A 21,257-nucleotide genomic window follows, 5' to 3' on the forward strand; every position below is an offset into this window, starting at 1 on the left:
TGGTCGAATGCACCGGTCTTGAAAACCGGCAAGGGTTAATAGCCCTTCGAGAGTTCAAATCTCTCCTCCTCCGCCATTTTTAAAAAGCCACGCTATTGCGTGGCTTTTTTCGTTTAAAACAGTATAAAAACATTTCCCGATTTTAACCTCCTGAAATTAAAGCTATTTCTTCCGCCTATCTTTACAGTTTCAAACATATTTTTTTACGCCATATTGGTGACATTCATATTCTTGACATGTTATGGTCATAAAAATTAAATTTATCAATTATAAGGTGTGTGGCACATAAACTATTAGTCAAATAATGGCTAAAAAAATGTTGTTGTGCTTTATATTTTTTGTTGACAAATACAATACAGATACCTATAAATGGATTTCTTAGTTATTTTTTTTGAGATCTCGATCACCTTAAAGTCTGTGTTGTTTTTAAGTTTTGTGATTTAGGTCTGCTTCGTTTTGACCTGTATGAAGAGTTCAGCTAAAGAGCAGAAAATGCCAAGCTTGAATTTAGTAACGACCCATTTGAGACACAGATATACAAGCACAACATGGATTTTCAGCTTGATTTAGAGGTATGCAAATGGATATGCAGAACCAAAATGGTGTCGTTCGATCTAATGAATTTGAACTCGCTGTCGTTTATCGAATCTCAGATGTTTTTCTTATTATTGCCGCTCTGGCAGGTTTATCTTGGCTCAAAAATGGCAGTTACGAATTTGCCTTTCAACTGATGGGGGTTGGACTTTCAGCCATCTATCTGGTGGTTGCTGAGTCGTTTAATCTTTATCGCTCATGGCGAGTTGCTTCACTCAAAGAGCAAGCGATGGTTAGCTTGTGGGTTTGGATTGTAAGCATAGCGTTATTGTTTGCAGTTAATTATTTCCTCAAAGTATCTGCTACTTATTCTCGTGTTGTGGTTGGTTCCTGGGTGTTGATTACACCTATGTTGCTGATTTTGTCGCGTCTAGTGTTTCGAGAAAGCTTAGCGGTGTTACGCCGTTTTGGTTACAACACAAGGCGCGCTGCCATTATTGGTGTTTCCCCTAACGGTATTCAACTTAAAGAAACCTTTGAAAACAGCGATGAACTGGGTATTCAGTTTGTTGGTTTCTTTGATGACCGTGATAAATCTAGACTAGAAGACTCTGGCTTTATTGGCCCTATTGCTAAAGTCGACACCGTATTAGATATGGCTAAGCGTGGCGAAGTTGATCATGTCTATATCGCTCTGCCTATGCATGCAAAAGAGCGGATTACTAAGTATTTACAGCAGCTCTCAGATACTACTACCACCACTTTCATTGTTCCTGATTTCTTTACTTACAACTTACTGCATTCGCGTTGGAGTTCTCTGGGCGATATTCAAACCATTAGTGTTTTTGATAGCCCGTTTAGAGGCGGCAGTATGTTAGTTAAGCGGATCCAAGATATCGTGCTTGCTTCCATTATTATCATGTTAATTAGCCCATTACTGTTAGCGGTAGCCATTGGGGTTAAGCGTTCATCTCCTGGCCCCATTTTGTTTAAGCAAGACCGCTATGGCTTAGATGGCAAAAGAATTCGAGTTTGGAAGTTTCGTTCTATGAGCACCCAAGATAACGGCGCGGTGGTTAAACAAGCCACTAAAAACGACCCCAGAGTTACTAAATTTGGTGCGTTTATTCGCCGTACTTCTTTAGATGAATTGCCTCAGTTCTTCAACGTACTGATGGGGAGCATGTCTATTGTTGGGCCTCGTCCACATGCGGTATCGCATAACGAAGAATATCGCCAAATTGTAAATCGTTACATGCTACGTCATAAAGTGAAGCCTGGTATTACCGGTTGGGCGCAAATAAACGGTTATCGTGGTGAAACAGATACCTTAGAAAAAATGGAAAAACGGGTTCAATACGATTTGGAGTACATTCGTGTTTGGACATTGTGGATGGATATTAAAATTGTTTTTCTCACCATTTTTAAAGGTTTTGTAGGCAAAACAGCTTACTAGAAACAAGCTTGTACAAGGAGTTTTGATGAATAGGGAACGTTTGTTGGCGTCGGTTAAGCTGGCCACTCATAAGTGGCAAAGCTGGTTAAGCATAGTGTTAGGTTTACTGGTGCTTAGCTCTCCTGTTAGTGCCGATGACTTAGATCTGAGCTACCGCTTGGGCGCTGGCGATCGCATACAGATTGTGGTTTACGGCGAGAGCGACTTGTCGATGGAGTTACTGGTGACCAACAGTGGCAAAATCGATTACCCCTATTTAGGCCGTATTCCGGTAAATAATCTTACTGCTCAGCAGCTTAAAGAGAGTATCGAGCGCGGTTTGCTTGGGGATTACCTTATTAATCCCAAGGTGGCCGTTAACATTATTGGTTATCGTCAGATTTTTATTAATGGTGAGGTGGAGCACCCTGGTGGTTACGCTTACCAACCAGGGCTAACGGTAGAAAAAGCGATCGCTTTAGCGGGAGGCTTTACCGAGCGAGCATCTAAAACCAACATCAATATTACACCGGGTGATGGTGATAATGATTTGGTTAAAGCCGCGTTGAAACACAAAATCACACCCGGCGATATTATCGTGGTGAAGGCGAGCTTTTTCTAAGCTCGGTCAGTTAAATATTTTAGACGGTTTTACCAACAGGGAAGTAGGTAGTTAATGACAACAGCAGTGAATGGTGCATCGACATTTCGTGGCAACAATCGAAACGATGATGAGTTTATCAATGTGATGCAATACCTTGTGATATTAAAGTCGCGTTGGTTAATGATTATTGGGTTTACTTTCATTAGCGTTTTGCTGGCGATATTAGTGGTATTTGCCATTAAACCTACCTATCAAGCAACTGCTGTACTGCTGATTGAGGCAGAGCAACGAAAAGCAGTATCTATCGATGATGTGATTGGTATTGATACGTCAAAACAAGAATACTATTTAACGCAGTTTGAGCTCCTTAAATCGCGCAGTATTGCTCAGCGAGTTATTGATGAGTTTAAACTCTATGATAATCCGGAGTTTAATGGTGAAAACGACGGAAAAGGTTTAAGCCTTGGTGGTGTAAAAGCCATCTTACAATCTGTGCCATTAATCCAAAGTTTTATGCCAGTGGATGAACTTCCAAATTTAGAGCAACAGCAAGAAATTGCTCGCCAAAAGGTAATGAAAACATTTCGCGATAACCTCCATATTAACCCGGTTAAAAAAACCCAACTGGTTAATATTAGTTTTGACTCTCAAGACCCTAAGTTAGCGGCCAAAATAGCCAATGCAGTGGGCGAAACTTACATTAACAGCAATCGCGAAAGCCGTATTATCGCTAACCAAGAGGCGACGAACTGGCTGGCTGATAGGATTGGCGTATTGCAAGCGGCGGTTATTCAATCACAAGGGCGCTTAAGTGAGTTTTTACAAAGAGAGCAATTAGTTGATGTTAGCGGAATCGACAGTTTAGCCAGCTCTGAGTTGGGTAATTTAAGTCGTCGACTAGCTGACGCTCAAGACCGTCGTACCGCTTCTGAATCAATCTATTACCTATTACAAGATAACAAAAATACTGCTATTTCTGAGTTGTCGTCGGTTACCGCTATTTCTAATCATCCGCAGTTACGTGATATACGTTTAGCGCAAATTGAAGCCGAACGTTTAGTGTCTGAACTGAGTAAGCGTTACGGACCCAAGCACGATAAAATGATCCGCGCTCAAGCCCAGTTAGCCTCTGTTAAAAATCGCTCTGAAGTATTATTAAGGGTATTAGCATCTGGCGTAGAAAAAGAACTCCGTAGTGCGCGAAGCCAAGAAAATGCGATTCGCAGCGAAATGGAAAACAAGAAAGCAGAATTTCAAGACATTGCTTTAAAGCGTGCAACCTACAATGCCTTAAAGCGCGAAGTGGATAGTAACCAAAATCTTTATGATTTGTTTGTTACTCGACAAAAAGAAACCAGCGCGACCAGTGACTTTCAAGCCGCGGTTGCCCGCTTTGCTGACCGTGCCGTTACCCCATTATTTCCAGCAAAACCTAAAAAAGGCATTATTATTTTGTTGGCCTCGGTGATGGGGATGATGTTGGCCATCGTTTTGGCCTTGTTAGGCCAGTCTTTAAACAACACTATTGAAAGTGCCTCAGGTATCGAAGATAAATTACGCTTAACCCCATTAGGCGTCATTCCTTTAGTTAAAGGTTCTCGTTTTAATAAAGACACCTTGCCTTTAGAGCAGTTCTTCGACGAGAAGCAAATCAACTTTAGTGAGGCAGTGAGAAGCATTCGAACTTCAGTCATGCTTAGCATGATGAGTCAGCAACGTAAGTTGTTGTCGATTACCTCATCGGTACCTAATGAAGGTAAAACAACCACCGCATTAAACTTGGCCGTAGCAATGGCGGGTATGGAAAAAACCCTGCTCATTGATTGTGATTTACGTAAGCCTTCGTTAGGTGAGCGCTTTAATTTAAACCGTGCCCATCCTGGTTTAAGTAACTTGTTGGTGATGGAAGCTGAGCTGGATGATTGTATTGTGCATCACGAGCGATCTGGCTTAGATTTATTACCGGCCGGCATGCAAACCGCTAATCCGCAGGAGTTGTTAGCCGGGGCCAAGTTTAAAGCTCTGATTGATGATCTCAGCCAACATTACGACAAAATCATTATCGATACCCCGCCCATTGCCGCGGTGAGTGACGCCTTAATTGTGGGGCAAATTACCAAATCTAGCATTGTTGTGGTGAATGCTGGCCGTACCAAAGTAAGCCAAATTGAGCATACATTGTCGCAGCTGATTAGCCACAACGTGGTGGTTGATGGCGTTATCCTTAATCGGGTTAATCCAAAACATGAAACCCGCTACGGCTATTACCGCGAATACGGTACTACTGCATGAATGGCTTTAAGCGAATAGAGTCCTTAGTGAAACGCTTTGGCAGTATTACCTTGCTGCGCGCCTTTAGTGCAACAGGCTTAATCTTGTTTTCGTCGGTGATTACTTGGCTCTACGGCATGGACAGTTTTGGCAAGGTATCTTTTGCTATTTCTATCGCTAACCTGATTTTAGTTATTGGACGTTATGGCTCTGAGTATTCTTTCTTTGGTCAGTATTTTGACCTCTCGACCCAAGGGGAAACGTTAAAAGCGTCAAGAGTCTTATTTGAAAAGTGCCGTTTGTCATTGGTACTAAGTTTAATTCTGTCGGTGATTATTGTTCCCTTGAGCTTTGAGCAACCCGAAGTGATGTTGTTCTGCTTTTTATATATAGCAGGCTTTTCTATTGTTCAAATGGTGTCTTTATCACATCGAGTGATTAAAGAGTTCTACCGTTCTTACCTGTTTGAAGCTGGCGTGTTTTTTGTGTTTAGCTCGCTCATCTTCTTACTTGCGGCACTGTGGTTTAAACAAAGCAATGTGTTTGTTGTTCTTAGCGTGTGCTTAATGGCGTATTTTGTTTTGTTCGCTATTTTTGGGCTAAGCAAATTGCTACAAGGTTTTAAGCAACACGACCCGCAGCCAAAGGGCACTTTGGGTCAGCAACTTAAACAAGACTCCAAGTTTCTAGCGTTCACTTTAAGTGAATACGTATTGTTTTGGGGCATCATTTTAATCAGTGGTTACACCTTAAGCGAATACGACACTGGGGTGATTGCATGGGGAGGGCGAATTTTTCAGCTGTTCGTTTTTATCTTAGCAATACGCAACAGTGTGCAGGTTCCTGAAATTCTCGCCTCTAAAGACATTAAGAAAAGCTATTTAAAAGTACGTAAAGACGGGGTGTTTTTAAGCGTTGCAGGATTGGCTGTATCGGCGCTTGCTGTACTGATACTTTTTCAGTTTTCAGAGTTGGCTGGGTCAACAATTTTGGTATGGGGGCTATTTGCACTAGCCGCTTGCGTGCGACTTTATTTCGGCCCGGTTTATCATATTTTCGTCAAGTTCTCCGCTGATAAGCAGGTTTACACAAACTGTTTGCTTACTCTGTTGGTGTGCTTGGTGTGTTCGGCTGTTTCACTTAATTTCTCTGCTGGAGTGCTGGGCTTAGCGGTTTGTTATTTAGCCACTTGGTTAGTCTCGTTAACGTATGCCGATAAGCAGTCTTCGGGCGGGTCTTATGCTCGAATTTAGACGCACCAAGCTGGGTGTTTGCTACTTACTGTTTTGGTCGCTAATGCTGCTGTTTTTGATGACTGTTGGTAAAGACTTTTTGCCCTGGAAGTGGGGCTACGACGCGATGAAAATCGAAGGTCGTTTTGTTTTCTTTGAATTGGACGGCTCCTTTCAGGCTACTCGTGAACTGCTTTATTTTCTTGGTAGAGAAAGTGCAGTGGCCTCTACAGCGATAATCGGCTTTTTATGGATATTGGTGATTTCAAAGTTTGTTGTCACACTGAAAGACTTTTTTATTGTTAGCTTATTTACCCTACCAAGTATGCTGCTTAATGTTATCTGGCCAGCTAAAGAAACCATAGTTATGGCGCTATGTTTAGTGGTTTTCTACTCCACCTATTTTAGTCGAAAAGCTTTTCTGGTTAGCGTAGTCGTGTTTTACATTGCTTATGCAGTGCAAGTGCGTTCTTACTACTTTTTAATCTTAGGCGTGTTTGCTGCGGGTTATGTGATTCAATATTTTAGTGATAAGGGATTTCCAATACGCAATAGCCTTAACCGTACCGCCTTCCAATTAGCCAGTTTTAAACCCGTTTGGTACTTTTTAGCATTTTTTGTGTGTTTAGCGTTTTTGCTTCCCGATGCCTTTTATCAAATGTCTCAAGGGCAACGAGACATTTCCAATAACTACGCAAAGTTGGAAGGCAGTTTCAATGTGACCGCTTTTGATAACTTGGTTGACGTTGCCCGCGGGATCCCTTTTATTATCAATTTTGGCTGGGCTTTATTGCAACTTAGCTTACCTCTGCTATTTGCCCAAGGCTTAAACCAACTGTTGTTATTGTTGTTCAGTGTTGGCGTGATAGTCATTTGCGGCCAAATGCTTAAACGCAAACAGGGCGATTTACTACTGACCTTATTTTGTTCTCATATGTTTGTGCTGTTGTTGTTTGAACCAGACCAAGGAAGTTATTTCAGGCATATCTTATCAGCAGCAATTTATCTGCTTCCTAGCTATTCATTATTGTTTGGAAGTTCACGACAAGGAGTCTTAGATGACCAATAAGGATAACCATTACCTGATTGCGGCTGTGCCTTACAGTGACAATTATGGTGATGCGCTCATTCATCATTCTTTAGCATGGAAGCTAGGCAATTATGACATTTCAAGTGACGCCCTAGATATTGCTGGGCGACACGACTTCGCGCGCAGCGCATCGCAAAATGCGATTAAAGATAAGATTTTAAAAAGTCGTTTTGAATGGGTAAGACAAGTATTTATTCCTTTGAATGGCATGCTGGTGGCACTAAAAAACTACCGCGTATGGATGGCAAAAATTAAAGCGGCCGATGTAGTATTGATTGGTGGCGGTAATTTGATTAGCGATGTGTATTTAAACTTTCCGTTAAAGTTGTATTTTTTATCGCTGTTTTGCTACTTCTCAAATACTGATTACGCCGTGGTCTATGTCGGCGTGGCTAAGCGCATGTCGAGTTTAGGGCGTTGGTTGTTTCAAAAGCTGTTTAGCGCCAAAAAATGCCGTTATATCTCGGTGAGAGACGCCGCTAGCAAAGCCAACATAGAGCAGCTATTTGGTGCTGAACTGGCAAGCAAAGTGGTAGTGAGCATAGACCCCGCAGTCAACTTAAACCTCACTTATAGTGATTTAGCGCGCTCTGAACTCTCTTCAACACCGTATGCGGCCATTAATATTGTGAATCCCACGGTGTTAATGGTGAACTCTGATCACGATGTAAATTTTAGCGAACAGAGCTATTTGCAGTGGTTGAAGACGACTGTAGATAAGGTTAAAGCGGCGGGATTAGTACCGGTGTTATATACCAACGGCGCGCAGGAAGACGAGCAATACATGATCCACATTGCTGCGCAGCTTGCTGATGCCAAAGTGGTGAATACCGAGAAGGTAGAAGATTTAGTCTCTGTGGTTAGCCAAGCGCAATGTGTATTTGCCACCCGTTTACATTCTGCCATTAGCGCATTCTCGTTTTCGGTGCCTTTTACGGTGATGAGCTGGGACAGTAAAGTGAGCTCGTTTGTTGCTGCTGCTAAGCTGCCCACTAGTATGTTGTTTGATTTTTCCACAGAAGGGATGAAGCAACATGCCGAGCAAATACAGCTAGCGGATATGAGTGAACTTAAGGAACAGGTTGTTCAAGCTCGCCATAAAATAGTAAGTGCGTGGGATGTTGAATTTCGAGATATGTTGCAACGCCTAGACAAATACCAAGCAGAGAGCCAGTTATCATGAAGATACTACATGTTACCGAGACTCTGGTTGGCGGAGTGGAAACCTACCTCAATACTATTATTCCCTACCAAGTCGAGCGTTATGGTTCGGAGAATATTCAAGTTATTGCGCCTAAACAGCACATTGCCGAAGATGCGCCGTTAAAGGCTTACTATCAAAGCTTTGAACGACCAAGCCGCAGCCTAGGTTCGTGTGCTAATTTGGCTAAATTGTTCAAACAAGCCGTTATCGATTTTAACCCCGATGTGATTCATATTCACAGTACGTTTGCGGGTGTGGTGTGCCGTATACCGGGCTTAATCTCAAAGCGCAATCAGCGCAAGGTAGTGTATTGCCCCCATGGTTGGTGCTTCGACGGTTATACCGGCGTTAAAGCTAAAGTTTTTTCTTTGATTGAAAAAGTACTGGCTTACCGAGTCAGCTCTGTCATCAATATTTCTCATCATGACTATCAAAGCGCACTGCAACAAAGTATTCCTGAGCACAAAATGGTGGTGTTTGAAAACGCCCTCAATGACTTAGAACTTGCCAAGAAAAGCACCACTAAGCAAGGCATGTTAAAGCTGTTGTTTGTGGGGCGACTAGATAAACAAAAAGGCGTTGATCTGCTAATTGACGCAATCGCTGATGTAGATAGTGAGGTTGAATTGCATATTGCGGGAGCGAGTGTGGTGTCTAATCAGCAGCTTAACCTGTCTGATGGCCGAGTGGTGCAGCATGGTTGGTGTAGCCAAGAACAGCTTCGCGATTTATACGCCTCGGTGGATGCCTTAGTAGTGCCGTCGCGCTGGGAAGGGTTTGGTTTAGTTGTGATTGAAGCCTTTCGCCAAGGCTTGCCGGTAGTGGTGAGTGATGCAGGAGCTTTACCTAGTTTAGTCACCGAAGGTAGTACCGGTTATGTATTTGAAAACAGTAACAGCGATGCCTTAGCCAAAGTGATTTGCAAGCTTAATCGTGAAACGCTTGAGGCGATGTCTCAACAATGCCGAGAGGTATTTGTTAGTCGCTTTGAAGCGAAGCGCTTAAACACCCAACTGAGTGATTTGTACGCAGCAGAGTAAAGCCGTGATGCATGTAATAGCCGAAAGCGGTAAACCAAAGAGAAGGTAGCAATGGCGCAAGTTAGAGACAAATTGTGTTTGTTAGGTGTGCTGCTGGTGTCACTGTGGGTAGCGGTGGTGTCGGTGCAATATGGTTTAGCCAATGCCAATAGTTATGCCGTTGATGCTTGGCATAAACGCTGGCAACAAAATCTAAGCTCACAACTTACCGCGAATAATCTAGACGTTGCAGAACAAGTTACCCACGACATGTTAGCGTGGCAAAATACTCATCCTCACTACCAAGTACTGGCGGCTAAACAAGTAGAATGGAACAATTTTTTCAAACTAGTTTTAGCCTCTGAAACAGCCAATAAATCCATACTTAAAAAGCACAACTTGTTAAAAGCGCAAAAGTACTATTTGCGCTCGGTTGAACTCAGACCAACTTGGCCAAATACCTATGTTGATTTAGCAAAAAATGCCTTGTATCGAAAAGCCGGTAGCCGAGAAGCAATGCATTACTTAGGCATGGCTCGCGAAGTGGGAGAAAACGCGCCTGTTACCTTGTTTGCCTACCTAGAAATTGGTTTAAGCCTGTGGCCTGAATTAACGGTCGCCCAGCGTACTCAAGTGGCCGAAGCGCTACTAAAAGTTGAGCAACATGATTTTATGCATCGTGGTCTTAGCCAAGCAATGTTAAAACCGCAGTTTAAGCAACGCGCTTGTGCCTTATATTTATTAGCTGGAGTAGATTATGCCGCTTGCGCAAAGGCTTAATCAGCGACTTTGGCAAATTGCTTGCGGCTGCGTTTGCATAGCATTGCTGGTGGCTACAGGCTTAAAAAGCTCCGGTAACTACAGCGTTTTTTTTGCACGCTTAGAAATCTACTTAGGTGGCGATACGGTGGTTCATTTTGTGTCGGCCTCAACCTGTAGCACGTTGTTAATGATGGCGGTGAGTGAGCGTATTTACGCGGTTAAATTTGCGGGTGTTCGGGCAATTGTGTTGCTGTTGTGCTTAGCATTTACTGTTGATGAAGGCTTGCAGGCATTCTCGGTGTATCGCCAGTTTTCTTGGGGTGATCTTGGCTTTAATTACGCAGGCTTATTGTCTGCCAGCGTGTTGGTTATGTTCTTAAGACGACCTTCTACGCGGGGCTCTGCAGGAGGTGAAAATGTTCATTGATTTACATTGCCATATTCTTCCAGGCATTGATGATGGTGCGCAAAACCTTCAGCAAGCCATTGAAATGGTAAGCATGGCGCAAGCCAATGGTACTAAGGTAATGGTGGCCACACCACACATGCACCCAGGTACTTATAACAATACCCCCGCAACCATAGAAGCCGCCTTTAACACCTTACAAATTGCGCTATCGCAACGAGGCATTGATGTAGAGTTGCGCAGCGCGGCCGAGGTTCATTTGTGCCCAGAGGTGATGCAATGGGCAATGCAAGAAAAGCTGCCCTTTATTGGAGAGTATCAGCAAAAGCCTTTGTTGTTGCTGGAGCTTCCTCACGGCAGTGTGCCACAAGGTACCAGCACGCTTATTCGTTGGTTACAAAAGAACAGTATTCAAGTGATGATCGCTCACCCTGAACGTAACCATGGGATCTGGAAAAATCCGTATCAGTTGTCTCAATTGATTAAGCTCGGCTGTTTGTTCCAAGTTACTGCAGATTCGTTCTTAGGTAAGTTTCGCCAACAAGCGCAATCTATTGCCGAGAATTTATTAAAAGCAGGTTCTATTCATATTTTGGCCAGCGACGCACACGATTTAGAAAAGCGCACCACAAACTTAAATCCAGCATTCGAACGTATAAAACACTTAAGCAATGAAGAGCATGCAAAGCGTTTGTTATGGGATAACCCGGCTCAAATATTGGGTATTAGCTAAGTATCTCTTGGCCGTTTACCTGAATACTCACCAAACCGAGTGGCGTATTACATTTATGATCAAGCAAAATACAGGAAGTAGTTGAAATGCGAGTAGCGTCGGCGAAATTAGAAGCGATAATTTTTGCTAGTTTCATATTTTTGTTGGTATGGCTGCCAATACCGTTAGGCAGTAATCGACCATGGGCTTGGTCAATAATGGAATTATTGATTGCCATGCAAAGCCTGGGTTTAGTGTATTGCTTTCGTCATAACATTCCTTGGCATTACTTACGACCTGGTGTGTTCTTGCTGGTGGCTTTAGCGCTGTTCCAGCTGTTTACCGTATTACAGTTGGTACCGCTGCCCGCTGGCTTATTAGAGTGGCTAGCACCTAATAATGCAGAGCTACGTCACCGAGTATTGCTAGATGCGTCGGCTAACGCTGCTGCACAGCCCTTATCTCTCGACCCTGAGCAAACCAAAATCAGTTTGCTCAAGGGAGTAAGCTATTTGCTGTTGGCATTAAATACGCTATTGCTAGTTAATCGGCCAAAACGGATCCGCACCGTGCTGGTTGCTATTGTGGTGAGTGGTACTTTTCAGGCCTTCTACGGTGCGATGTTGCTGTTAAGCAATACTGCACAAAGCCCTGTATTTGGCATGGACATCGGTCCCGTTGCAACGGGCTCTTATGTGTATAAAAATCACTTTGCTAATTATCTATTGCTTAGCTTAATGATGGGGCTAGCGTTGATTGTGGCTGATTTAAAAGTGAATACTGCCAACTCTTGGCGAGTGCAGTTATCTGGCCTGCTAGACGCCGCCTTAAGTCCCAAAATGTTAGTGCGTATGTGCATGATCATTATGGTTATCGGCCTAGTGATGTCTCGCTCGCGCATGGGCAACAGCGCGTTTTTTGCCACAACGCTTATTGGTGGTGTACTGGCTTTGCTGCTTTACCGACAGCGACCCAAAACACTTACGGTATTAATTGTCAGTATGTTGTTGATTGACGTATTAATCGTGAGTTCTATGTTTGGTTTAAGCAAGGTACGAGAGCGTTTGAGTTCTACCGTACTGGTAGACGAGGGGCGAATATACATATTTGATTGGGCGTTAAATATGTTTAAAGATTTCCCAGTGTTTGGCAGCGGAGCGGGGAGTTTTTACTCAGTATTTCAGGCCTATTTACCTCAGCCAATTAGCGCGTTTTTCGATCATACCCATAATGACTATCTACAATTTGCTATTGAATCAGGGCTGCCTATCACTCTGCTGTTAGGCGCGGCTGTGTTATGGGTTGCTTATCGCTGTTTAACTACCTTGAATAAACGCAACGATCCCTTAATGAAAGGCACCGCGCTAGGGTGCTTTATGGCGATAACGGCGATGCTTATTCACATAAGTGTTGATTTTAATCTGCAGGCGCCAGCCAATGCCGCAACCTTTGTTGTGATACTTAGCTTAGCGTTAATTGCCAGCCATATGCCAAAACAAGGTTACGATACCAAAAAGCCTAGCTCAACGTAGCCTTAGTAGAGGGAGAAGCCTTGCTGGTATTTTGGCGAACGGCATTGCGAATTTTTTCTACAGGCACGTCTATGCACTTAATTACGAACAGTGAAACGACAACTAGGCCTAAGCAAACGAGGAGCAGAGCCTCTAGGCTAAAGGCAGCTTTAAATTTAGAGACTTCTCCCAGCAGCAATACACTGGCTACCATGCTTACTTGGTAGTGAAGTAAATAAACAGGGTAGGAGAAGTCACCAACAAACTTATCAAAGCCTTTGCTTATTTTGTTACTAATGCTGTTACCCATGGCTAAGCTCAATACCAACAGCGCACTCACCAACATGTTTAGGTAAAACATCAACTCTACAAGCGTTGGATTAATGCCCTGAGGGATTAACCAAGCCACAATGGCTGAAATGCTCACCATGCTAATCAGGATAAGGGCTGGGCGTGTTAATAGGCATTGTAAGCCCTGCGGTACCTTTTCAAGTTTAACGATGAAATAGATAAGCGCACCAATGGAGAAGGGCAAAGAACCTGCTGGAATAGAGAAGTAACGAGCATGCCAATACAAGTTGGCTGCATAACTAAAACCGATAAACAGCAGCGATAAGCTTAACCATATGATGGTGCGTTTAAATGTTTTAGAAATACCTAAACAGATAGCAACATAAAAGAACAATTCAACGGTAAGCGCCCACGCTGCGGGTGATAATCTTGGTGTAATGGAGTGGGGGATCCAATGAGCGAATACCATGGTGATATTGCCAAACACACTTAACATATTGTTCGGCAATGCAATGGTAGAAAAGCCACCACTAGGCATTTGAGTTGCAAATACTAGCAACAACACAATACTGATTAAACAAGCAAACCAATAGGGTGGGAAGAGCCTTAAAAAGCGATTAAGTGCGAAACGTTTTCTGCCGCTGGCATTGTAACCATAGCTATTATGCATAACGTAGGTCATTAAATAACCGCTTAGAATGTAAAAGCCAAATACAGCAAAGCGACCGAAGTCGCTAAGCCAAAATAAGTGACCAAATACCACCATTAATGCCCACAGTGTCCTTACCGTGCCAAACATCTATTGCCTATCTGTTTATTCTAAAAGTGAATAAACATCATGGCAGTAGTTTATAGTTTCATCAATGTTTTACTCAGCAAGCGCTAACTCTCTTAAAGGATACTGCTGTAAGTAGCTGGTCATTGCATTGGCTAAATTTACCGACCAAAACTGTCCCGCTAGGCTTAGCTTCACACTGTTAATCTCTTTGTTTACTAGCCCATTTTTTTGCCATGCTTCAAACAAGGGTAAGCAATGTGTAAAGAGTTCATGTCCATTAGGTAATACCTTAGCGCTTATTATGCCTTTGTCGCAGGCACTGGTTATCGCTGCTTTTAACTCGGCGTTTTCTGCTGGTAAGCTCAACTGCTCAAAGGCCCAGTTATGTTGTAGGATACCTGCTTTCCAAGCCTCAATATCGCGGGTTTGCATTAGGGCATATCCGTTTATATTGCCGCCAGCACCCGCGCCAATAGGCAGTATTTCTGCGCCTTGTTTGACTAAAGAGTTGTAACGGCTTTGCTCGCGAGAATGACTCGCCCAGTGGCAGTAACTCAGTTGCTTAAAATCTCGTTGGTTAAAAAACTGGTGGCCTTGTTGGTACATTAACGCTTTATCGCTAGAGCTTAAGGGCACCGCTTCGCGGCCTGCATCAATATTGCGTTGTAAGCCACTGCCGCCAAAGGTGAGTAATTGGTATAAATCCACACCATGTACGCCGCTATCAATTACATCTTGTAAGTCTTGCTGCCAGTTCTCTGGAGTTTGATGTGGCAGTCCATAAATCAAATCTATAGCGATGGTCGCGCTATTTGAGGCGGTGAGTTGCTGCAAGCGTTCTAGAATGTATTCTCGGTCATCCAATCTTTTGGCTGCTCTGCGTACTTTTGAGTTAAAACTTTGCACACCAAAGGAGAAACGGGTGAAGCCGCCAGCTAACGCCGCTTGAAACTTGTCTTCGCTAAACTTATTGAGTCTGCCCTCTAAGGTGATTTCGCAATTAGCGCTGAGCGGAAAGTACGTGAAAATTAGCTGGCCTAGTCTATTTAGCTGCTCGGGGTTTAAATCGGTTGGGGTGCCTCCGCCTACGTACACCGCATCAAACGGTTTAGCTTGGCTCCATGGGTAGCGTGATTTAGCAATTAGCTCTTGCTCTAGCAGAGTAAAGTAGTCATCCATCATTTGCTGGTTGCTGGCGTACTGGAAAAAACTACAGAAGGTGCAGCGAACGCGGCAAAATGGAATATGAATATAGATAGCGCGCGGGCGAGAGCTAGCATCTTTATTGGCTAATTGTGTAGTGAGCTGCTCACGAGCTTGCTCACCACTTAAGGCTTCACGTTTGCCATGGTTGGCATGAGCGCCTGTTTTTTTAGTGAAGGCAAATTGTAACGGGGAGGGGCTAGCTTGCCCCGTTAACGCTTCCGACAGGTGCGCAGAATTTACAGGAATGGCAGTAGACATGGTGTGCTCAAAAAGTTATTTAATCTAAATGTAAATCATTATCATTTGTGTTTGTTTGATCTAAACCAAGTATTCTTCTTTTTGCGTCGCTTTTGTTAGATAATTTTTGACTATCAACACTTTTGGCAAGGATGGTTTAGCGGCTTTAGGCTTTAGCTATTTGTTCGCGTAGACTGGTTGTAAGCGATTGTTGTTGAACTATGATTAGCTTATTCACTTCATCATCAAGGAAGAAAGATGAACTTGCATTCAGGCATTGCCCTCGTCCCTACTTTATTAGCTGCTAGCTTGTTAGCAGCCTGTAGCTCAGCCCCACAACAAACTTGGAAGGTTGACCAAAGTTACAAGATTACCGTGTTGCATACTAACGATCACCATGGTCGTTTTTGGCAAAATAAATACGGTGAATATGGCTTAGCCGCACGTAAAACCTTAATTGATAGTATTCGTGAAGAAGTCGCCGCTGAAGGTGGCAGCGTACTGTTACTGTCGGGCGGCGATATTAATACCGGTGTACCAGAATCCGACTTGTTAGATGCAGAGCCAGACTTTAAAGGCATGAACATGTTGGGTTACGATGCTATGGCTTTGGGAAATCACGAATTTGATAACAGCCTAGAAGTATTAGCAAAGCAGCAACAATGGGCAGGCTTTCCTTTTCTATCCGCTAACATTTACCAAAAATCTAACGGCGAACGTAAATTTAAGCCTTACCACATGTTTGATCTACAAGGGGTAAAAGTAGCGGTTATTGGATTTACTACCGAAGATACTTACAAGCTTGTACATCCAGATAATGTCGCCGATTTAGAGTTTCGCGATCCGAAGCTTGAAGCAAAACACGTTATTGCAGAGCTAAATCAAACAGAGCAACCTGATTTGGTGTTTGCGGTGACTCATATGGGGCATTACGCCAATGCTAAACATGGGGTGAATGCGCCGGGCGACGTGAGCTTGGCGCGCTCACTTAAGGAAGGTGAATTAGATTTAATTGTTGGTGGTCATTCACAAGAGCCTGTGTGCATGGAAGGCCCCAACATGTACACCCAAACCTTTAAGCCGGGTGACGAATGTAAACCCGATAAACAAAACGGCACCTGGATAGTACAAGCCTATGAATGGGGCAAGTACGTAGGCCGCGCCGATTATAGCTTTAAGAACGGTGAATTCACCCTCGATAGTTATCAGTTAGTGCCGGTTAACTTAAAGAAAAAAATAACAGTAGAAGGCAAAAAACAGCGGGTATTTGTGCAGGATGAAATACCCCAAAACCCAGAAGTACTGGCGCTACTTACTCCCTACCAAGAGCAAGGCCAAGAACAGCTGGGGGTTAACATTGCCGAGCTAAGCGGCCGCCTAGTGGGGGACCGGAATAAAGTTCGTTTTGGCCAAACTAATTTAGGCCGTCTTATTGCCACCGCGCACAAAGAGCGAGTGAATGCCGACTTCGCTGTGATGAACTCCGGTGGTGTGCGCGCCTCAATTGAAGAAGGCGAAGTAAGTTATAAAGACGTACTCACGGTACAACCTTTCTCAAACACTATTACCTATGTAGACATGAGCGGCAGTGAGGTGATGGACTATTTGTCGGTAGTGGCTGCCATGCCGGTTGATACTGGTGCTTATGCGCAATTCTCAGGGATTGGTATGGAAGTAGTTGCTGGCAAGGTAAGCGAAGTAGTGATTGGTGGTAAACCTTTAGACGAAGCAGCCAGTTACCGTTTTACTATTCCTAACTTCAACGCTTCTGGTGGCGACGGCTACCCGAAAATTACCGGCCACAGTGGTTTTGTTGATACTGGCTTTGTAGACGCGGAAGTGCTTAAAGCCTATTTAGAGCAGCAAAGTCCTGTGAATGCAGCTGACTACAACGATAAGGGTGAAATTAGCTATAAGTAATTTGAACTCTTAAATAGCAAAGGCCTCGATTGAGGCCTTTATTGTTTCTAATGTACGCAGGTATTAAAGATTGAATCAATCCGAGCCACGCGGGTAGTAGCGCAAAGGTTTATTAGATTGCTAGGCTTTCTTCACAAACTGCGCGGTAATCATCATTTCTCCTGCGCCATCAACTTTACAGTCCAATTGATGGTCTTTGCCGTCGACAATGCGTCTAACCAGCGCTTTGGTGCCAATTTTGAGGACCAATGAACTGCTTTTTACTTTTAAGTCTTTGGCCAAAGTCACTTTGTCACCCTCAGACAACAGGGTTCCGTTTGCATCCTTTACAATAATTGTTTCCGCTTCGGCTACTTCTTTGGGATTCCATTCATAGGCGCACTCAGGGCAAACAAGCTGGCTTTGATCTTGGTAAACATATTCGGAGTGGCAATTAGGGCAAGGTGGAAATGACATCTATTATAAGTTCTGAATGTGAATAAAACGCTATGGTACGTTGCAATGGCATTGAGTGCGAGTATAGACGTTGTTGTTTCTTAGTTTGCTCTTTCCCCCAGACGGTTCATCTAACTGACCTTTCATATATACATTTGCTACAAAACCGTAAGCCTATATACTTCACACTACACCAAGCATTTATCGGGCTAAATATGTTTACGATTGATTCGTTTGTACTTTATGTGAGTGATGTTCAAGACAGCATGGATTTTTACGCGAAAGCCTTTGACTGTGAACCAAGCTTACTGTCACCAACATTTGCAGCCTTGGATTTTGCTGACAATGTAAAAATCACTTTGAAGCAAACGACTGATCTAACACCTAAAAGCGAAGTAAAAGGTGGTGGTACAGAGCTTTCAATGCCCATTGCTGATAAAGAGACGTTCGATAAGCTGTTCTCAACATGGAAAAGTAAAGGTATTGAATTCGCTCAAGAAATAGAAGCATCGGTATTTGGATTTAACTTTGTGGCTGTTGACCCAGATGGACACCGTATTCGCATCTTTACCCATTAAATGAGTCCCAAAAATAAGGGGTGTTGGTGGCGTAACGGAATGCGAGTTACGCATTGCCTAAGTAGAACACCGCGCTTGGCTATAGTCGCAAAGCGGAGGTCAACTGCCATTCGTTCGTTTAAGCAATTTGCTAAGTACTAATCTTGCGCCCATTTTTGAGTTCTTCTTCATCTGGCACCTCAAATCTAGGTTCCATAAAGTTAAACATCATGTCAGTTACTTCGAAAGCATAAACCGCCGGATCTTTCTCTATATTTCGTTTATCGACACGTTGTTTACGCGTATCTGTAGGTGCGTGCAAATAGTGAATCTCAGCAGCTAGACCAAGCTCTTTAGCGCGATTAGCAAAAACATCTCTCTGATCCTTGGTGGTGAACCCAAGATCTAAAATAACGTTTCCATTTATAGCTAATATTTGTTCACTTACCTGCCAAATTTGCTCTGAGCACCTGTTTACTCTTTCCATCATCCATTCGAAATCAAGACTGGCCATGTCTTTAGCAAACAGCGTTTGCATCCACGGATCAATAGAAAACCTGATGGCCGCTATTTCTTTCGCGAGAGAAAGTGCATAGGTGGTTTTACCCACGCCTGTAGGGCCACAAACTAAAATTAATCTTGCCATGTCATTTCAACCTCTGAATAAGGAATCGCGCTTTGCTAAGCAAATATCTTAGCGCATAAATGACTTAAGCATATTGTATTGGTGTAAGCCTTTGTCAAGGCATCTTTAAACGGCTTATATCGTTTGTAAGCCCAAGAGATTAATTCTCGGAAACACTACATTGATGGTTTGTTTTTCTCTGCGCGTTCGCGTTGTTGCGTGACTAAGCAAGCCCGCTATCTTTAAGAGTAACTAAGGTCACCATCTAAGAATTCAGGAGCATAGATGAAAAGCACTATTCAATATTGGAATGTACTGGCGAAGAGCAATGCCGGCCAATGGGAAGAGATTGACGGAAGTGAAGGCCAGCTAGAACAGCTTACCTTAGCGATGGATAATGAAACTGGTGATTACACACGTTTAACTCGCTTTAAGGCTGGGGCTGATACCAAAGTCTTTGGTGGAAAGTCGCATACTTACCCAGAAGAGATTTATATTATCTCTGGGCGTTTATTTGATGAGGCCTTTGATATGTGGCTTGAGGCTGGTCATTATGCAAGCCGTCCACCGGGTGAGCGTCACGGTCCCTTTAAGTGTGAGCAAGAGTGTTTAGTATTAGAAGTGTCTTTCCCCAGCCAAGCCAGCTAAGAACTTTTGGCTGAACGACTATATTTAGTGAAGATCCTTTAGCAGGATAAGGAAAACCATGAGTAACCTTTTAAAGCAAAACAAAGCGAACGCAGTAACATTTTACCAAATGGCTTATTTAGGTGAGCCAGCAAAAGCTGTTGAGCGGTATGTGGGTGATGAGTACATTCAACACAATCCGGCAGTGGCTAATGGTAAGCAGGGTTTCATTGATTATTTTGATGAAATGCAACGTGACTACCCCGACAAACAGATTCGATTTTTGCGCACTATTGCCGAGGGCGACATGGTTGCGTTGCACACTCATCAAACTTGGCCGGGTAACGATCAATATGTGACTATGGATTTTTTCCGCTTTGATGAAAACGGTAAAATAGTGGAACACTGGGACAGTATTCAACAAGTGCCAGAAGGCTCTGCCAATGGCAATAGTATGTTTTAGGGCACTGCTGCAACTAAAGAGAAGCCGACTTGTGAGTCGGCTTTCTTATTGGTCATTTAGCGCAAGCGAGCCGAATTAACGGCTGCGATTTTACAGATATTTTACCCAAGCTTGTTTACTGGCATGTTTATAGCGAGCAAAGGCGCGAGTAGGGAAGTACAGCAACACAGCCAGTATGGCAGTGAGCAACCACACTTGCCAAAGCGCAGCAAATCCAAATATATCTCCAGCGTTCGGACCAATCCCCCACATGGCTAGCTTGTAGCCAATCAATAATATGTATAAATGAAATATGTAGAAGAACATCGGCGCTGAACCATAGGTTTTTAGCGCGTCTGTGAGTTTATTTTGGGTCTTTTCAAATAACGCTAACAAACTTAAGGCGATGCCTAGCGTGAGCAATATAAACATTAAAGACGGCGGGTATTTGGTGAAGTTTAGAAATGACATCACGCTATCTAAGCAAGTTGCACCTGTTTGCCACGGCAAGTCTTCACCGTAAATATTAAATCCACGCAACACTAGCATTAAGCTCAATGCCAGTATTGACAGTTTTACTAACTTACTTTGGCGTTGCTCACTGTTAAAGCGACGGCTAAATATAGGGCCAATGGCATAACCCAACAGTATTACACCAATCCACGGCAGCACAGGGTAAGAGGCAAACACAGTAAATGAGTCGCTGCTATAAAGTGGCCCACGGTCGTGCAAAATAGTCCATAAGCTGTAACCCCACTCACCGGGAGAAAATTGAATAAACTCCAAGCTATTATGACCAAATACAATGGCTAGACCTAAGGCGGCAATCCACTTGTGTGGCAGTTTACTTAGCAAACCTAGGGTAATCATGCTTACGCCAATCGCCCAAATAACTTGCAGGTAAAGGGCGTTATAGGCACCAAACCAAGAGAAGTTAATTAAGGTTACTTCTAACAGGACTAAAAATAGCCCGCGCTTTAACAAAAACTGCTGGGCAGAGCGCGGTGGTTTGTTAGCGGGGTTTGCATAGAGCCAGGCAGAAACACCGGTAAGAAACACAAATATTGGCGCACATAAGTGAGCCAAGATACGGGTGAAAAATAGCTCTGCTTCGGTATCTTCTAGGGTGATAGGGTCGGTGATTTTATGCTGATAATAAAAGCGCTCGCGTACGTGATCGAGCAGCATAAATACCATGACCAAACCGCGCATTATGTCGATGGAGGCGAGTCTTGGCCCTTTAACTGTGTTGTTTTGGGGAGTCACTGTGTGTGTGTTCATTCATTCTTTTCGTTTTGTGTTCGGCTTCAGCCATTGTTACTGGGCGAATACTTCGCCCTAGCCAAGCGCTAGCTACCG

21 protein-coding genes are annotated in these 21,257 nt (G+C 43.5%); 15 read left to right on the forward strand and 6 right to left on the reverse strand.

Annotated features, from left to right (window positions below):
* The first annotated feature begins 580 nt into the window (after window positions 1-580).
* From Q4592_RS13810 to Q4592_RS13855, 10 genes are read left to right on the forward strand one after another with little or no spacing between them, the layout of a single operon-like run.
* Window positions 581-1,990 (forward strand): undecaprenyl-phosphate glucose phosphotransferase, encoded by a 1,410-nt coding sequence (locus tag Q4592_RS13810; RefSeq protein WP_303514040.1) that lies wholly within the window; start codon window positions 581-583, stop codon window positions 1,988-1,990.
* A gap of 25 nt (window positions 1,991-2,015) precedes the next feature.
* On the forward strand, window positions 2,016-2,591 hold the full coding sequence (locus tag Q4592_RS13815; RefSeq protein ID WP_201798665.1) for a polysaccharide biosynthesis/export family protein: 576 nt from the start codon (window positions 2,016-2,018) through the stop codon (window positions 2,589-2,591).
* A 54-nt stretch (window positions 2,592-2,645) separates the two neighbouring features.
* Entirely contained in the window at window positions 2,646-4,865 is a 2,220-nt protein-coding gene (locus Q4592_RS13820) for a polysaccharide biosynthesis tyrosine autokinase (RefSeq protein ID WP_303514042.1), read from the forward strand.
* Window positions 4,862-6,097: a hypothetical protein gene (locus tag Q4592_RS13825; protein WP_303514043.1), complete on the forward strand. Its 1,236-nt coding sequence runs from the start codon at window positions 4,862-4,864 to the stop codon at window positions 6,095-6,097. Before Q4592_RS13820 ends, Q4592_RS13825 begins: the two co-directional genes overlap by 4 nt.
* On the forward strand, window positions 6,084-7,145 hold the full coding sequence (locus tag Q4592_RS13830; protein WP_303514044.1) for a hypothetical protein: 1,062 nt from the start codon (window positions 6,084-6,086) through the stop codon (window positions 7,143-7,145). The genes Q4592_RS13825 and Q4592_RS13830 overlap by 14 nt, the downstream gene beginning before the upstream one ends.
* A complete protein-coding gene (locus tag Q4592_RS13835) occupies window positions 7,135-8,349 on the forward strand; it encodes a polysaccharide pyruvyl transferase family protein (RefSeq protein WP_303514046.1) in 1,215 nt (404 codons plus the stop codon). The genes Q4592_RS13830 and Q4592_RS13835 overlap by 11 nt, the downstream gene beginning before the upstream one ends.
* Entirely contained in the window at window positions 8,346-9,410 is a 1,065-nt protein-coding gene (locus tag Q4592_RS13840; protein ID WP_303514049.1) for a glycosyltransferase family 4 protein, read from the forward strand. Before Q4592_RS13835 ends, Q4592_RS13840 begins: the two co-directional genes overlap by 4 nt.
* Before the next feature lie 51 nt (window positions 9,411-9,461).
* Window positions 9,462-10,169 carry a hypothetical protein gene (locus tag Q4592_RS13845; protein ID WP_303514052.1) on the forward strand — a complete coding sequence of 236 codons (708 nt, stop codon included), beginning with the start codon at window positions 9,462-9,464 and terminating at the stop codon, window positions 10,167-10,169.
* Window positions 10,147-10,578, forward strand: coding sequence for a hypothetical protein (locus tag Q4592_RS13850; protein WP_303514055.1), 432 nt, complete (start codon window positions 10,147-10,149; stop codon window positions 10,576-10,578). Before Q4592_RS13845 ends, Q4592_RS13850 begins: the two co-directional genes overlap by 23 nt.
* A complete protein-coding gene (locus tag Q4592_RS13855; RefSeq protein WP_303514056.1) occupies window positions 10,568-11,290 on the forward strand; it encodes a tyrosine-protein phosphatase in 723 nt (240 codons plus the stop codon). Before Q4592_RS13850 ends, Q4592_RS13855 begins: the two co-directional genes overlap by 11 nt.
* Here the strand turns inward: Q4592_RS13855 and Q4592_RS13860 are convergent.
* On the reverse strand, window positions 11,283-11,507 hold the full coding sequence (locus Q4592_RS13860) for a hypothetical protein (protein WP_303514057.1): 225 nt from the start codon (window positions 11,505-11,507) through the stop codon (window positions 11,283-11,285). The two genes, Q4592_RS13855 and Q4592_RS13860, sit on opposite strands and share 8 nt — an antisense overlap.
* On the opposite strand from Q4592_RS13860, the gene Q4592_RS13865 reads away from it, so the two are divergent.
* A complete protein-coding gene (locus Q4592_RS13865) occupies window positions 11,488-12,801 on the forward strand; it encodes an O-antigen ligase (RefSeq protein WP_303514060.1) in 1,314 nt (437 codons plus the stop codon). The genes Q4592_RS13860 and Q4592_RS13865 overlap by 20 nt on opposite strands.
* Here the strand turns inward: Q4592_RS13865 and Q4592_RS13870 are convergent.
* Both Q4592_RS13870 and hutW read right to left on the reverse strand, forming a co-directional pair.
* Window positions 12,788-13,870, reverse strand: coding sequence for an acyltransferase (locus tag Q4592_RS13870; RefSeq protein WP_303514062.1), 1,083 nt, complete (start codon window positions 13,868-13,870; stop codon window positions 12,788-12,790). The two genes, Q4592_RS13865 and Q4592_RS13870, sit on opposite strands and share 14 nt — an antisense overlap.
* Before the next feature lie 69 nt (window positions 13,871-13,939).
* Window positions 13,940-15,313: a heme anaerobic degradation radical SAM methyltransferase ChuW/HutW gene (gene hutW / locus Q4592_RS13875; protein ID WP_303514065.1), complete on the reverse strand. Its 1,374-nt coding sequence runs from the start codon at window positions 15,311-15,313 to the stop codon at window positions 13,940-13,942.
* 237 nt (window positions 15,314-15,550) lie between these two features.
* Between hutW and ushA the strand changes: the two genes are divergently transcribed.
* Window positions 15,551-17,212 carry a bifunctional UDP-sugar hydrolase/5'-nucleotidase UshA gene (gene ushA / locus Q4592_RS13880; RefSeq protein WP_303514068.1) on the forward strand — a complete coding sequence of 554 codons (1,662 nt, stop codon included), beginning with the start codon at window positions 15,551-15,553 and terminating at the stop codon, window positions 17,210-17,212.
* 120 nt (window positions 17,213-17,332) lie between these two features.
* Here ushA and Q4592_RS13885 read toward each other — a convergent pair whose 3' ends face one another.
* Window positions 17,333-17,668: a zinc ribbon domain-containing protein YjdM gene (locus Q4592_RS13885; protein WP_303514070.1), complete on the reverse strand. Its 336-nt coding sequence runs from the start codon at window positions 17,666-17,668 to the stop codon at window positions 17,333-17,335.
* A gap of 194 nt (window positions 17,669-17,862) precedes the next feature.
* On the opposite strand from Q4592_RS13885, the gene Q4592_RS13890 reads away from it, so the two are divergent.
* On the forward strand, window positions 17,863-18,225 hold the full coding sequence (locus tag Q4592_RS13890; protein WP_303514074.1) for a VOC family protein: 363 nt from the start codon (window positions 17,863-17,865) through the stop codon (window positions 18,223-18,225).
* Between the two features lie 130 nt (window positions 18,226-18,355).
* Here Q4592_RS13890 and Q4592_RS13895 read toward each other — a convergent pair whose 3' ends face one another.
* Entirely contained in the window at window positions 18,356-18,850 is a 495-nt protein-coding gene (locus Q4592_RS13895) for an ATP-binding protein (RefSeq protein ID WP_303514076.1), read from the reverse strand.
* A 264-nt stretch (window positions 18,851-19,114) separates the two neighbouring features.
* Between Q4592_RS13895 and Q4592_RS13900 the strand changes: the two genes are divergently transcribed.
* Both Q4592_RS13900 and Q4592_RS13905 read left to right on the forward strand, forming a co-directional pair.
* The gene (locus Q4592_RS13900; RefSeq protein ID WP_303514079.1) at window positions 19,115-19,477 is read left to right on the forward strand and encodes a cupin domain-containing protein; all 363 of its coding nucleotides are present in this window, start codon (window positions 19,115-19,117) and stop codon (window positions 19,475-19,477) included.
* 58 nt (window positions 19,478-19,535) lie between these two features.
* A complete protein-coding gene (locus Q4592_RS13905; protein ID WP_303514082.1) occupies window positions 19,536-19,919 on the forward strand; it encodes an ester cyclase in 384 nt (127 codons plus the stop codon).
* Between the two features lie 90 nt (window positions 19,920-20,009).
* On the opposite strand, the gene Q4592_RS13910 is transcribed toward Q4592_RS13905, so the two are convergent.
* A complete protein-coding gene (locus Q4592_RS13910; protein WP_303514085.1) occupies window positions 20,010-21,179 on the reverse strand; it encodes a DUF1624 domain-containing protein in 1,170 nt (389 codons plus the stop codon).
* Window positions 21,180-21,257 lie beyond the last annotated feature (78 nt).

Origin of the sequence: Agarivorans sp. 1_MG-2023 (genome assembly GCF_030548385.1) — a bacterium.
Lineage (GTDB): Bacteria > Pseudomonadota > Gammaproteobacteria > Enterobacterales > Celerinatantimonadaceae > Agarivorans.